Origin of the sequence: Kordia jejudonensis, from assembly GCF_001005315.1 — a bacterium.
Classification (GTDB): domain Bacteria; phylum Bacteroidota; class Bacteroidia; order Flavobacteriales; family Flavobacteriaceae; genus Kordia; species Kordia jejudonensis.
On record NZ_LBMG01000050.1, the window covers coordinates 1 to 13,234 of the forward strand.

At 33.6% G+C, this 13,234-nt stretch carries 13 protein-coding genes; 5 read left to right on the forward strand and 8 right to left on the reverse strand.

Annotated elements, in window-relative coordinates; all coding sequences use genetic code 11:
- Positions 1-353 (forward strand): hypothetical protein (locus AA089_RS25220; protein ID WP_046758594.1); only part of this gene is annotated, 353 nt, incomplete at its 5' end.
- A 178-nt stretch (positions 354-531) separates the two neighbouring features.
- Here AA089_RS25220 and AA089_RS19065 read toward each other — a convergent pair.
- Positions 532-1,206, reverse strand: a complete 675-nt coding sequence (locus AA089_RS19065; RefSeq protein ID WP_046758595.1) for a class I SAM-dependent methyltransferase — start codon at positions 1,204-1,206, stop codon at positions 532-534.
- Positions 1,207-1,364: 158 nt separating this feature from the next.
- On the opposite strand from AA089_RS19065, the gene AA089_RS19070 reads away from it, so the two are divergent.
- Positions 1,365-3,941 (forward strand): T9SS type A sorting domain-containing protein, encoded by a 2,577-nt coding sequence (locus tag AA089_RS19070; RefSeq protein WP_046758596.1) that lies wholly within the window; start codon positions 1,365-1,367, stop codon positions 3,939-3,941.
- 83 nt (positions 3,942-4,024) lie between these two features.
- On the opposite strand, the gene AA089_RS19075 is transcribed toward AA089_RS19070, so the two are convergent.
- The 3 genes from AA089_RS19075 to AA089_RS19085 all read right to left on the reverse strand — a co-directional run bounded on the left by AA089_RS19075 (position 4,025) and on the right by AA089_RS19085 (position 7,165).
- A complete protein-coding gene (locus AA089_RS19075; protein WP_046758597.1) occupies positions 4,025-4,588 on the reverse strand; it encodes a PIN domain-containing protein in 564 nt (187 codons plus the stop codon).
- Positions 4,578-5,033 (reverse strand): helix-turn-helix domain-containing protein, encoded by a 456-nt coding sequence (locus AA089_RS19080; protein WP_046758598.1) that lies wholly within the window; start codon positions 5,031-5,033, stop codon positions 4,578-4,580. The genes AA089_RS19075 and AA089_RS19080 overlap by 11 nt, the downstream gene beginning before the upstream one ends.
- Before the next feature lie 65 nt (positions 5,034-5,098).
- Positions 5,099-7,165, reverse strand: coding sequence for a tetratricopeptide repeat protein (locus AA089_RS19085; RefSeq protein WP_046758599.1), 2,067 nt, complete (start codon positions 7,163-7,165; stop codon positions 5,099-5,101).
- A 207-nt stretch (positions 7,166-7,372) separates the two neighbouring features.
- Here AA089_RS19085 and AA089_RS19090 point away from each other — a divergent pair, with 207 nt between their 5' ends.
- On the forward strand, positions 7,373-8,605 hold the full coding sequence (locus tag AA089_RS19090; protein ID WP_173427070.1) for an oligosaccharide flippase family protein: 1,233 nt from the start codon (positions 7,373-7,375) through the stop codon (positions 8,603-8,605).
- A gap of 368 nt (positions 8,606-8,973) precedes the next feature.
- Positions 8,974-10,179 (forward strand): glycosyltransferase, encoded by a 1,206-nt coding sequence (locus tag AA089_RS19095; RefSeq protein WP_046758601.1) that lies wholly within the window; start codon positions 8,974-8,976, stop codon positions 10,177-10,179.
- A 119-nt stretch (positions 10,180-10,298) separates the two neighbouring features.
- Here the strand turns inward: AA089_RS19095 and AA089_RS19100 are convergent, their stop codons facing one another.
- The 3 genes from AA089_RS19100 to AA089_RS24310 form a co-directional block, all read right to left on the reverse strand.
- Positions 10,299-10,751 carry an RES family NAD+ phosphorylase gene (locus AA089_RS19100; RefSeq protein ID WP_046758602.1) on the reverse strand — a complete coding sequence of 151 codons (453 nt, stop codon included), beginning with the start codon at positions 10,749-10,751 and terminating at the stop codon, positions 10,299-10,301.
- 6 nt (positions 10,752-10,757) lie between these two features.
- Complete coding sequence (parS, locus tag AA089_RS19105; protein WP_046758603.1) at positions 10,758-11,213, reverse strand: type II RES/Xre toxin-antitoxin system antitoxin; 456 nt, start codon at positions 11,211-11,213, stop codon at positions 10,758-10,760.
- Between the two features lie 408 nt (positions 11,214-11,621).
- Positions 11,622-11,798: a SymE family type I addiction module toxin gene (locus tag AA089_RS24310; protein ID WP_082113351.1), complete on the reverse strand. Its 177-nt coding sequence runs from the start codon at positions 11,796-11,798 to the stop codon at positions 11,622-11,624.
- Positions 11,799-11,897: 99 nt separating this feature from the next.
- Between AA089_RS24310 and AA089_RS19110 the strand changes: the two genes are divergently transcribed.
- Positions 11,898-12,113 carry a helix-turn-helix domain-containing protein gene (locus AA089_RS19110; protein WP_046758604.1) on the forward strand — a complete coding sequence of 72 codons (216 nt, stop codon included), beginning with the start codon at positions 11,898-11,900 and terminating at the stop codon, positions 12,111-12,113.
- 152 nt (positions 12,114-12,265) lie between these two features.
- On the opposite strand, the gene AA089_RS19115 is transcribed toward AA089_RS19110, so the two are convergent.
- Positions 12,266-13,144 (reverse strand): Abi family protein, encoded by an 879-nt coding sequence (locus AA089_RS19115; RefSeq protein ID WP_046758605.1) that lies wholly within the window; start codon positions 13,142-13,144, stop codon positions 12,266-12,268.
- Between the last annotated feature and the right edge of the window lie 90 nt (positions 13,145-13,234).

Sequence of the window (13,234 nt, forward strand, 5' to 3'; positions counted from 1 at the left end):
GCACGACTACTGTTAATTATAAAGAAGTCAACTATGAATTATACATTCACTTTGATAGCGATTTAATACACTTAATATCCAATTATAATGCTTATCAAAAAGCAATAACTAAAGGAGATCCATATAAACTATTTGGTCTAAAAGATATTACCAAAAGAGATGATTCAATTCTTAGATATATCAATTACAAATGTAAGGGCAAGTGTGACATCAATAAAGTAATCGAAAATTACAATAATGTTATTTCTGAAAATGAAGTTCAGAAAGTAATTCAAAGATTGGTAGAAGTTGGCTGTCTATTGTCACAAAATGACAAAGTACAAATTACTAATGACGGTAGAAACATACTATAATAAAAATACTACTATTCATACTAATTGGAATATGCGCAAGCTGTGAGTTTAAAATTGAAAGTGGAAAAAATAAAACACGGTTCACACAGCTAACGCAAATTTATAACTCTTGCACTTCTACGTCATTCCTTGCTTGATAAGAAATCCAACTATCTAAAAATCTAAGCGCGGAGCAAGTCTAAAGCGTCTTATATAAGGTTGTCACAATCACACCTTTTCCATCGTTTGGCACAACGGACAAGAATGGTGTTGCTTCTTTTACCTTCAAATAAAACGGCGCGGCCAACAAGTCAATTCCACTCTGTTGTTTCAATCGGATACCGCGTCCAGAAATAATGTCTTTGTTCGGGATAAAATCTCCAACAGGAAGATGTTCGGTAAGAATCACATAGTGGTACTTTTCTAACTTTCGCACAATGCGTTCTATCTCTGCATTTGATAAATGTTGCAATACTTGACGCACCAAAGCACAATCGCCCACAGGCAAACTATCTTCTGTAAGATTCAAACAATGAAATTCTAAATTCTCTACTTGAAATTTCTTCCTATTCCTCGCAATTAAAGCTTCCACAATATCAACTGCAATATACTTTTGAGCATATGCTGTCAATTGCTTTCCAACATTAAAATCGCCACAACCCAAATCGCAAACCGTCAATTTTTTATCAAAAGATGTCAAAAACGAACGAACAATTGCCACATACGGATTTACAATTTCTGCATGATGTGATCCATCTCCAGAATAAAAATCTGTATCATTAGTTCCCCAAAAATTTAACTCGTAAATCTGTTCCATTACAGCTTTTGTAGCCCAAGGTTTCTTTACTTTTTTATCTGAATGTTGCTGTTTCATACTTGATAAATATACGGAAAAGCATCAAATGTTGCTGTTCGATAAAATATGTTTGTCAACAGAAAATTGCATTTCGTCTACAGTTAAACTGATCGTGCCGACGATGGCGATTTTACCTTTTTTCACTTCCTAGATTTGTGACATAAATAATAAATGTCATGAAGAAAATACTACTAATTTTAAGCATCTGTACTACGATAATTGCCAGCGCTCAAAACGACCCATTCAATTGTGTGTATGATGCCTATTTGTTTCAATACAATGATGTCTACTCTATTGATTTGGCTTCTGGAAATTCATATTTAGTGGCGGAAGATGTCACGCCAGGAAGCATTAATGCAGCCGCTTACAATCCTGCAGATGGTTTTATTTGGGGATCATTAAGCACTCCAGCAAAAACAATTGTGCGTATTGGGCAAGATTTTCAAACAACTTCTTTTTATGTGGACGAATTGCCTTCTTCCAACAGGTATGTGGGCGATATCAGTGCTAACGGAATTTATCATTTAAAAGGTGGCGGAACCACATATTATAAAATAGACGTAAATCCTAATTCTGCAACGTATACACAACATATAGGAACTGAGAATTTATCTCAAAATATAAACATTCACGATTGGGCGTTTAATGCCGTTGATAACAAACTATATACGGTTGAAAAAGGCACAAATCGATTATATCGAATAGATCCTACGACGAACAGTGTGCAATCGCTTGGTGTTGTTCCAATTCTATCTGGGTTAAATTATACCTACGGTGCCGTATATTTTGATCTTTCAGGTCGTTTTTATGTGTCTGCCAATCAAACGGGAACCATTTATGTCATTCAAGCGGTACAAGATTTAAATGGTAGTAATGGAATGGTTTCCAATCTGTTTGCGTTTGGACCTTCAAGTGCGAGTAATGACGGAGCGCGTTGTCCTACGGCGCCAGTATTACAAGAAATTTGTGACAATGGCATTGATGATGATGGCGATGGTTTGATAGACTGTCAAGATCCTTCTTGTTCAGGTTATGGCGAATGTGATGTGATTGATCCAGAATCGTCAAGCGGAAACGAAGGCGGATTGGAAAGTAACGGACGATTATCTGATGCAATCAACAAACGTAATTACAATCGTGCAAAAACAAATTTTACATTCGATAAAAACAGTGCGCCACGTGTAACACGTTCACAATTTTATGCAGAAACAAGTGAGAATGGTTTCACATTGCAAGATTTTATTCCTTTAGACATTATCAACGAAGAAGCTGCTATAGAATCGACGCCGTCAGATTTGGTGTCCATTACAAATGCTACTGAAATTTATTCGGTTGATTATATGCGAAATAACAATGCTGTCGCTTCAATTTTAGCACTCAAAACTGAAAATGGCGTATACGAACACACAAAATACATTTGTGATCGTTTGTTGGGCGCAGAATTAATTTCAGTTTCAACGATTGATATCAACGGACAACAATTTATAAAATCATTAATTAGAAATACAGACAATACCGTAGAATTTGTATTAAGCCTTTCGGCGAAAACAATCAATAACGATGCAAATTTTGAAATTGAAAGTCACTGGAATTTAGATAAATATGAAGAAAATATGACGTTTTACAACTTTCAAATTTGGTCAAATTCTTTAGACGATTTATACCTTTTAGGAGAAGAAGTCGTACGATTATTGAACGTTCAAAAACCAATTTCAGCATATGATATATCAACACCACCAACAGTTTTTGTACGAAAAGGAATGTATGAAAACGGCGCGTTAGAGTTGCAAATCGTAAACACAAATGCAACTGGAAACGTAGCTTTTGATGCAGGTTTTAGAACCACAGAAACCAGTGATTTTGACAATACAACCTCAACATTGGATTTAAACGGTAACTATATCACAAATTTACAAGTCCCAACAGGAAACTTATTTGATATCGGATTCAGAATTGGCGATGGAATTGCCACACCTGATGATTTATTTATGTCTGATGGCCCATGGGGAATTGACGATTCGGAAGCAAGTACAACAATTGTAAACTATAACGTTTCTCCAAATGATTTTTCGTACGATTCAGATGTATTTCCGATAGAAAGAAACGTTTCACTTCAAGCAACAACAAGTACATATGTTGCAGCGTACAGAGCCTTAACTCCACGATTTAAAGCTGTTGATCTTACAGGATACAATACATTTAATCTGTTGGCAAGCGGAAATGGAACGTTAGAAATTACCTTCGTAAAACAAAGTATTAGCGATTGGGAAGCACAATACAAAACAACAATTACACTTACGGAAACTGAACAAGAATTCAACATTCCATTGGCTAGTTTTAGTTCAACATCAGGCGAAGAAATTCAATTAAATGATGTCGTTACCATTGTATTTACAATGACTTCAGAAAACGGGCAAGTGGTGACAAAGACAATGAATATATCACATGTACATTTCTCAAATGAAAGTACATTGAGTGTTGTTGAGCTTGAAAACGAAATAAAAAGCATATCGGCAATTCCAAATCCGATGACATCACATACAAACATCCTATTTACTGCAAAGCAATCTGAGGACGCACAGTTATCTGTTTATGACCAAGTAGGTAAAGTAGTTTATACAATGAAGGTTAGCACTGAAAACGGTCAGAATAAAATCCCCCTAAACCGAAATAACCTGCGTCCTGGATTGTATTTCTGTAAAATACAAAGCAAAACCCAAACCTATAAAACCTTAAAACTCATAGTGAAATAGTAAATAGTTTTTCTTCATAGTAATTTTTAAAATTGGTTGATTAGAAAAGGCAAAAGATTGGATTCTTTTGTCTTTTTGTTTGTTTAAATCAAGGAATGTAAATAATCAGCTGATTTTATTAAACCGTTTTTTCGTAGGTTATCTAAAACTTGATATTCGTCTAAGTCAGGATTCGTTCTGTTTAATACTAGTTTTCTAAAAGCTTTAACCGCTTTTTTGTGATTTAAGTCAATTATATCTGCAATAAAATCATCAGCAGATTTTGCAGACAATCCAAAAGTTGCTAAATAATCATTAGGAAAATCTCTCAAGTTATTAGTAACAATCACATTCGCATTTGTTTTAATAGCTGCGGCAAGTACATGACGATCCTTTTCATCTGGTAATGATAAAGCATCAATTAATGATTCGTAATTTGTGACCAAAGCATCGGGAAAAGCTAAGTCAGCAAAACGAGTACGCTTTATAATCTCTGATTTAGGGATATTTTTACGCTCCATCACACTTTTCCATTCGTCAAAAATGTGTTGACTCCATTTCACAGTAAATAAATCAAAATGTGCAAACCAAAAAAGTAAATCTCTAATTTCAATAGGATAGATAACATTGGTATCTAAAACCGCCGTAAAACGAACACTATGAATCATATAAACCTAATTCTTCATCAGACTTCATCATGTCAATAAGCAATTGCTCTTGCTCTTGCTTTTTAGCGTTCTTATAATTCATGACATCTTCAAACATCACTCTTCGATGTCTTCCAACTTTGGTAAATGGAATTTCGCCACTTTCTAGTAGTTTTACTAAATGCGGACGTGAGCAACCTAACAATTCTGCAGCAGCTTGTGTAGTCATCTCTGTGGCAATAGGAACTACAGAAATTGGTTTTCCTTGACTTGTTGCTTTTAATATTTTAGCTAGAAGTTTAAGTGCTTTTAGAGGAATTTTAATTTTCTCTGTCGTTTCTTCAATTTCAATTTCTGGATTTTCAGAATGCAACTCTTGCAACGTTGCAGCAAGCGCACTGTAGGATTCCATTGCTATACGCTGTTCTTTCTTAGAAGGTTTTTTTATGTCGTTGAGATATTCCATTTGTATTGTATTGCAGTACAATACAAATATAAACGAAATAAACGAAACGAAATTATAAATGATTCTTAATTTCCTGTCTTTAGAATACTTTTCCCACCAAAAACCCACTTCAATCGCACACCAACTTCCGTAAAGGTAAATCCTGCAGCAGTGGCAGAAGCAATATTACTGCGTGTTCCAAATACATTTGCCAAACAGCGATCCGAGAATTTATAGCCTAACTTTCCTTGAAAACGATACGTACTTTGACTTTCTTGATTTTCAATATATTGCAAACCTGTAGCCGCCGTCAATTCGTAAAACCATTCCTTTGGTTTGGTCACGTTTTCATCTTTAATCAAGTTTAAGAAAACTTCACCTGCATTGAAATTAGAAGGACTGAAATAAATGCTTGGTACTTGCTTTTCAAAGGTTATATATTGGTAATTAAACCCTACTTTTAAAGAAGGTTTGCTCAAAATGTTATAATACAAAGATGTAAATAATAAATGTCTGGAATTATCATCATTCTGCGACGTGTAATAGTATTGTGTAAACCAACCCAAATTAAAATTAGTACTCACATTATAATTCGCATAAAAGTTGTTTTGAACAATTTCACGATCTAACAAATCCGCATTGAAACTCTGTATTTCACGGTTGTAACCAATATCCAAGGTTTGTAGTTTAAAAGATTTTATATTCAATGAAACATCCGCTATTACCTGCGTAAAATCGTTGGTTTCTGCTGTGGCAGCTGTCACACCGAAAGTTCCTTTAAAGGTTACCGTTGGCAACAATTGATATTTCAAACCAGCCGAAAGTGCATGTGAAGTCGCTTTATTATTCGTAACCGTATTGTTTGTCGTTCGGTAATTATAATTTCCAAGCAATTTCAAACGTGTTGAAAACGGAAACGCAACTGTATTTTGAACCGAAAACGCTTCGTTATCGCCATTATCAAAACTGTACGACGCTTTTCCTTCGTAAAAAGGTGTAAATTTCGTTTTCAATTCTTTAATAAAGTTGGTCGCATCTTTCTGATTATTGTAAAGCGTCAGCGTCTTTTCTGCGGCAGCGAATGCTTCGTCATATTTTCCCAACGCTTTTAAAACATTGGCTTTTCCTAAATTTCCATCGAAAGACGTAGAATCATTGACTAAAATCTGATCGTAATCTGCCAAACTCTGTTTAAAATTACTTTTGTACACATTCAAGGTTGCGCGTAAGGCTAAAATCCAATTTTTATTTGGCTCTTTTATGATGATTTCATCAATCAAACGTGTTGCTTTTGCGTACTTTTTATTCCAAATCAAAGCTTGAATATAACGTTCTGTCGTTTGTTGTTTTCGAGCTGCATCATTCACACCAAACAAAAGATCGTATGCTTTTTGACTTGTCTGTAATGCCTGCTTTTCCTTTCCTTTTAAATGTGCAACCAACGATAAACCATTGAGCGATTCCAATGCATTGGAAACATTTTTTGCTAACATCACATACGTTTCTTCCGCTTTTTCAAATTCATTCATGATTAAATACAAATTCGCCAAATTTAACAGCGCATTTGTATCATTCGCGAAAAGCGACAAACATTTTTTGAGCAATTTTTCTGCTTCAATATATTGTTGTAATTGCTGTTTTTGATACGCAAAACCTAGGTAGATATATTTTTTAGACGTCAACGCATTCGGATTTTCGGGTGAAACTTCCAATGCTTTATTTACATATAGTAACGCTTCGTCATATTCTTGTATATTGGATAAGGTATTGGCAAAGCCTAACAACGCTGGGAAACTTTTAGCGTTTGTATTGACTAATTTTTGGTAGTACGCTTTCGCGAGATTGAACTCTTGGTTCCATAACAACGATTCGCCATAATTTAATTGCACTTCAAAATCGTTTGGAAAATCATTTAATAAACTTGAAAAGATTGTTTTCGCTTCCGCAGATTTGCCATTCAAACCAACTGCACGACCGTAACACAAACGAGCTGTTTTACTGTTTGGATATTCTTGTAAAATCGTTTTAAAAAATGTTTCTGCTTCTTGATACTTTCCGTTTTCCAAATATGAAAATCCTTCCTTCATATTCTGAGAATAACAAAAAACACCTATAAATAGAAACGCGAAAAGTAGTATATATTTTGTGTTCATAATCCTTGATTTTAGACAATTGTAAGGTAAGCATCAACTACGCTTCATTCATCGTAAGAAAACTGAATCTCGCCGACAACGACCCTTTTTTGGTAGCATTTCAGAGATATTTGTAGCAGATATAATCACAAAAACGTATTAAAAGTAGTGTGTATTGAGTCATAAGTATTGAGATAAAAACATACGTATACATTAAAAGAAATCATGATGATCGCAATCACAAAAAAAATAAAAAGTAACCTTACTACAACACATGTATTTATGCTCAGTGGACTATTGGTAAATGGTGGAAACTATGTCTATAACTTACTCTTAGGTCGATTTTTAGGGCCTGAAAAGTTTGCAGATGCTGCCGTATTGGTTACTTTTTTATTGGTGTTATCCTTTGTGGCGATGACATTTCAATTGGTTACTGCCAAATTCTCAGTACTATTTGAAACGAGTGTTTTCAAAGCATTTGCTTCCAATATGTATAAGAAATCCGTGTTGACAGGAATCGTTTTAGGTTGTTTCATTATTTTCTTCGCAACAGAATTACAATTATTTTTCAAAACCTCAACATCAAGTATGTTTGTTGCGTTTGGAATTGGAATTCCACTCTATTTCATCATGAGTGTCAACCGAGGAATTTTTCAAGGAAAACAACAATTGGTATCACTTTCGGTAACGTATCAAGCCGAAATGATCAGTCGATTACTCATCACTTTAGCGTTGTTATACTTTTTACAAATTGAATCTTCTTTGATCATTTCTTTCGGAATATTAGCTTCCTTTTTGTGCGGATTGCTTCCTTTTGACTTCAAAAATATAGCTTGGAAAAGTACAAACGTATTAAGCAAAACACAAAGTAAGTTGGTTCGCAATTTTTTTATCATTACTGCTTTTTATGAACTCACGCAAATCATCATAAACAACAGTGATATTTTACTTGTTAAACACTATTTTGAATCCTACGATGCAGGTTTGTATGCTTCGTTGGCGTTAATTGGTCGTGTGGTATATTTCATTGCTTGGATGTTTGTCATGTTGCTATTACCAACCGTTGTAAAACTCCAAAAAGAAGGAAAAAATACGGTTCCTATCTTATTAAAATACGTAACATATATTGGAGGAATTGCTGCAGTAATTATCATTAGTTGTGTTTTCTTTCCAACACAAATTATACATATTTTATTCGGCGAAAGCTATTTAGAAATTGCTCCATTACTATGGAAATATGCGTTGGCAACCGGAATTTTTGCCATCTCAAATATCTTCGCATATTACTATTTATCCTTAGACAAATACATTCCCGTAGTCCTTTCTGGAATTTTCGGAATGCTGCAAATTGTATTGGTTGTATTCTTTCATGAGAGCTTAGCACAAGTTGTTCATGTACAAATCATTGCGATGGTTTTGCTATTGATTGTTCAGTTGTCTTTTTTCTTGAAAAACAACTAGTTTTTCATTCCTGCGAAGGCAGGAATCTCATCCTTATGTGATACTGAATCAAGTTCAGTACATGGTTCGGTATGACGTAAATTGTTGTATTCCCAAATCGTCCGATCGAGTGATTTTCTGTCATATCGAACGCAGTCGAGATCAATAAAAAATTGTATCGAGATCTACTTCGAGACACTATATATTCTTCTAAAGAAAAGAGTGCCATCAGAAAAAATCTTAATTCTTGATTCTATATTCTTCACTCTTAAAAAAACAAATCTAAACCTTTTTTCCTTTCATCTAAACATACTTGCATTTCGGCACAAGGCGTCTATTTTTCAGAGGTGTAAAGTGCAAATTTGTCTTGTAATTAAAAATCAACTCTTATGAAACTCGCAATTGTAACTGCCTATCCACCAAGCAAAGTCACTTTAAACGAATACGCATATCACTTAGTGAAAAGCTTTCGCCAGAAGGAAAATATTACGGAAATCATTTTGTTAACGGACGAAACTCCTGAAGCAAAAGACTTGAATTTTTCGGAAGCTGGTTGCAAAATTACCGTAAAGGAATGCTGGAAGTTTAACAGTTATAAAAATATTTTTTCGGTAGCCAAAGCCATCAATCAAACAAAACCTGATGCTGTTTTATTCAATTTGCAATTCATGAAGTTTGGCGATAAAAAAGTGGCTGCCGCGTTAGGTTTGATGCTTCCTTGGATTTGTTCTATGAAGAATATTCCAAACATTGTTTTATTACACAATATCCTAGAAGAAGTTGATTTAAAAAGCGCAGGATTTACCTCAAATAAACTCTTACAAAAAGCTTATAATTTCATCGGAACGAGTTTGACGAAATTGTTACTGAAAGCAGATAAAGTTGCCGTTACGATGCAAAAATATGTGACTGTTTTAGAACAAAAATATCTAGCCGATAACATCACCGTGATTCCACACGGAACTTTTGAAATTGCGGAAAGTCCTTCGTATGATTTACCAAATGGCGCGTTTAAAATAATGACGTTTGGTAAGTTTGGAACCTACAAAAAAGTAGAAAGCATGATAGAAGCCGTTGAGAAAGTTCGAAAGACTTCAGATCTCGATTTGGAAATCGTTATTGCAGGAACGGACAATCCAAATGTGCCTGAGTATTTAGCAACTGTACAAGAACAATACAAACATGTTCCACAATTGACATTTACAGGTTATGTGGAAGAAGCTGATGTGGCACCGTTATTTAACGAAAGTGCGGTTGTGGTTTTTCCATATACGTCTACTACTGGAAGTTCAGGTGTGTTGCACCAAGCAGGAAGTTATGGAAAAGCTGTTGTGATGCCAGATTTGGGCGATTTAGCGTTGTTGGTAAAAGATGAAGGCTATAGAGGCGAATTTTTTGAACCTACAAATGTAGACAGTTTGGCAAATGCTATTGAAGCGATTGTAACGAATGATGCGTATAGAATTTCACTTGGAAAGACCAATTACAAAGCTGCTACGGCTTTTCCTATGGAACGCATTACGGATATGTATTTGGAAGAATTTGAAGCGATTATTGAAAGAAAGCTATTAGATCGCTCTGCTGTTAGATGTTAGACTTGTTCCTGCGCAAGCAGAAATCTCACTCTTATGTGATACTGAATTACTCTTCGATTTCAATATTAATAATACATTTCTTAGAAAGTACTCAATTCTAAATACTAAAATCTATAGTATTACGAATTCAATCGTGCATCAAAGTGAAAATCTTCATGTGAAATCAATTTTACTTTGTTATACTCTTTATGTTGACAATTCAGAATGTAATTGTGTGACGTTTGAATAATACAACTTGGGACTTTAAGCGCAATCGTTTCTTGATTTAAAAACCAATATTCTCCTAATTGTGCTAAAATTGTTGGTGCTGGATAATCTTTCCAATTGGAAGGTAAATCACTTCTATTTAACGTTGTAATAGAATCGTCTGGGATTTCAAATGTCAAAATATCCAAGTCTGGAATCAACATTGGCGGTATGTGAACAATGGTTTCAAGCAATGCAATTTCCTTACTTTCTCCTGTATATAAAACTGCACTTCCTTTTTTATTCCAACGACCACCGTAAATTGCTGCGCCAGTTCCAGAGATATCGTGTGCAAATTTTTTGCTTGTAATTCGATACACTTTCATCGGAAACTAGCTGTAAACTCCATGTTCTATTCTGCCCAAAATATCACGAACTTTAGAAACACCTTCAGGAATTTCGATCAGTTCTTGCGGTTCCATGCCGCCCAAAGCGGTGTTTGGCAAATTTAGCCATTTGAAAAAGTTGTCTTTACTTCCAAAAATTTCTGTTCCTAGCAAAAATAATTCTGAAATTTCAAATAATTTGATAGATACATTTCGTTCTAAAGTTTTATTGGCTTTTGTCCATCTGTAAATAGAAGGTTCGGAAACATTGAGCATATCAGCCGTTTCATTTAGGGAAAGATCAAAATATCCTCTAAAATTTTTAATCACATTTGCATTAAGTCCTTCGGTTGCGATAGAAATATAATCATACGGACTTGCTACATTTTCTTTGAGATATTCCTTTCCCAAAACTTCCTGTAGTTCGTTTAAATGATCTTTTACTCGTTCTTTTTCTTTCATTTGATAATATACTTTATCAATTGATTGTAATTTACAAATTATTTTTGATTTTTTACATCTTTTAAGATCAATTTCACAAATATTACTTGTGTATTTTGTCATTCCTGAGAAAACAGTAATCTCACTGATATGTGATACTGAATCAAGTTCAGTATGACGAAAGGTTCATATTTTTAAGTTTGTCATTCCACACTTGATGCGAAATCCATTTAAAAATACTTCAAGATTTTTTCTGTCACGAATTCACGAATGTTTTAGCTTGTTTGTCGGCACGAGTTCGGAAACTCGCGCTAGCATTCTGGTTAATTACAACGAAATTTTGTCATTCCGCACTTGATGCGGAATCCACTTTGAAATATTATGGATTCCTGTCTACACAGGAATGACGTCAGAAAACTAAAATCACTTCTATAACGTAATGACTAACTTCTTTTGTTGTTGCTCAATCACTACTTTATTTCCTGATGTAAAACCTAATTCCTCCAACCATTTTCCTTCCAATCTAATTTCAGGTACAATTTTGGAATTGTTCCAAGCTCTTAACTGAAACTTGTTATGTATTTTTAAAATTCGATGCTTCTTCATAGTTTTGTCATATTATTATATGACGAATATAATATGAATTACTGAATTGTCAAACTTTTATATGACAAAATTGTCGTATAATTAGTTGACATTTGTTTTGTGAATAAAGAAGAGCTTAAAAAGAAAATCGGTCAACGTATTGTTGAATTACGAAGTCAGAAAGGTTGGAATCAATCTGATTTGGCTCGCGCTTGTAATAAAGACAGACAAGCAATGGAAAAACTAGAAAACGGAAAGGTGAATCCTACAATTTATTCATTGTTGGAAATTGCTATTGCTTTAGAAGTTTCTTTGAAGGAGTTGGTGGATTTTTAGTGCCTAAAAACATTCTGTATAAAAAAACCTAGAGCTTGTCTAGGTTTCTATATTTTTCAATATTTTTAAGTGCAGCACCAATGCATAATGATTGGTTGGGCACTGTACATGTACAAATATACAAAAATTATACCAATGATAATATAATATGTTTATTCTTGAGTATTTAAATATCCTATTTTATTGGATATTATATCCTTGATAACCCTATTACTATCAAACTGACTAAATAATTCTTTAATTTCATTATAAATAATATTATGTCTATTTGTTGATATTTGTTTTAGAAAAAATAGTATCACTTTTACAGAAGAATCTAAACAATGACGATTGTTGTTATTAAATTGTATTAAAGGTGTAGTTCGTATTTCTTTCGGAGTATTAGAATCAAATAATAAATCACTATGTGCACATATATTTCGAATGAAAAGAATCGTTAGTAAGAAGTTTTCAAATACGGCGATACTTTTAATGTTATACCGATTTGCTATAGTTTCTTTTAACGCCCTATTTTGTAGAGAAATATATAGTGTTATAACACTTCCGAAAGTTAAAAACTCTAATGTTTTCCATGCTGGAGCATATATTTCATTAGGGTATTTTTTATGGTGGCTCTTGATAGGCTTGTTATCTGATTTAAATTTTCTATCATAATATTTTGGAAAATTATCCACATATTTTTTAGCAACTATCTTATCGTTTGCAAACCATGTAGGATTATTATTATATTTCATAGAAGCAAAATAAATGAGTTGCGTTTTAAAATTAATCTCAATTCTATTGATCGCTTTTGACAGAATATGTTTTAAATCTGTATCTAAATAATACAATTTGACCACATCTGAAAATTTAGTTCCTTCTTTTAAAGTATGATTTTCGTCAATTTCAAAGGGATTCCAATAAAAATCCAAACGATAATATCCAATATCTAATAAGATTTCTTTGACTTTTTCATTATCTAAATCCATTATCATTCCTCGATCTTTCAATTTACTTATCTGATCTTCTATACTTATCGCTATTTTCCCCATTCATTAAGCTTAAAAGCTATAAAGTTACTAATTAAAACTATAAACGAAATAAATACGCACACAGGAAGTTAGATTTTTAGCATGTTAACT

Coding starts and splice junctions, on each gene's coding strand:
- AA089_RS19100 (WP_046758602.1), bottom strand. CDS start 10,751: ATGAAAGTGTATCGAATTACAAGCAAAAAATTTGCACACGATATCTCT.
- AA089_RS19075 (WP_046758597.1), bottom strand. CDS start 4,588: ATGATTCATAGTGTTCGTTTTACGGCGGTTTTAGATACCAATGTTATC.
- AA089_RS19115 (WP_046758605.1), bottom strand. CDS start 13,144: ATGGGGAAAATAGCGATAAGTATAGAAGATCAGATAAGTAAATTGAAA.
- AA089_RS19080 (WP_046758598.1), bottom strand. CDS start 5,033: ATGGAATATCTCAACGACATAAAAAAACCTTCTAAGAAAGAACAGCGT.
- AA089_RS19065 (WP_046758595.1), bottom strand. CDS start 1,206: ATGAAACAGCAACATTCAGATAAAAAAGTAAAGAAACCTTGGGCTACA.
- AA089_RS19095 (WP_046758601.1), top strand. CDS start 8,974: ATGAAACTCGCAATTGTAACTGCCTATCCACCAAGCAAAGTCACTTTA.
- AA089_RS19070 (WP_046758596.1), top strand. CDS start 1,365: ATGAAGAAAATACTACTAATTTTAAGCATCTGTACTACGATAATTGCC.
- AA089_RS19085 (WP_046758599.1), bottom strand. CDS start 7,165: ATGAACACAAAATATATACTACTTTTCGCGTTTCTATTTATAGGTGTT.
- AA089_RS24310 (WP_082113351.1), bottom strand. CDS start 11,798: ATGAAGAAGCATCGAATTTTAAAAATACATAACAAGTTTCAGTTAAGA.
- parS (WP_046758603.1), bottom strand. CDS start 11,213: ATGAAAGAAAAAGAACGAGTAAAAGATCATTTAAACGAACTACAGGAA.
- AA089_RS19090 (WP_173427070.1), top strand. CDS start 7,373: ATGATCGCAATCACAAAAAAAATAAAAAGTAACCTTACTACAACACAT.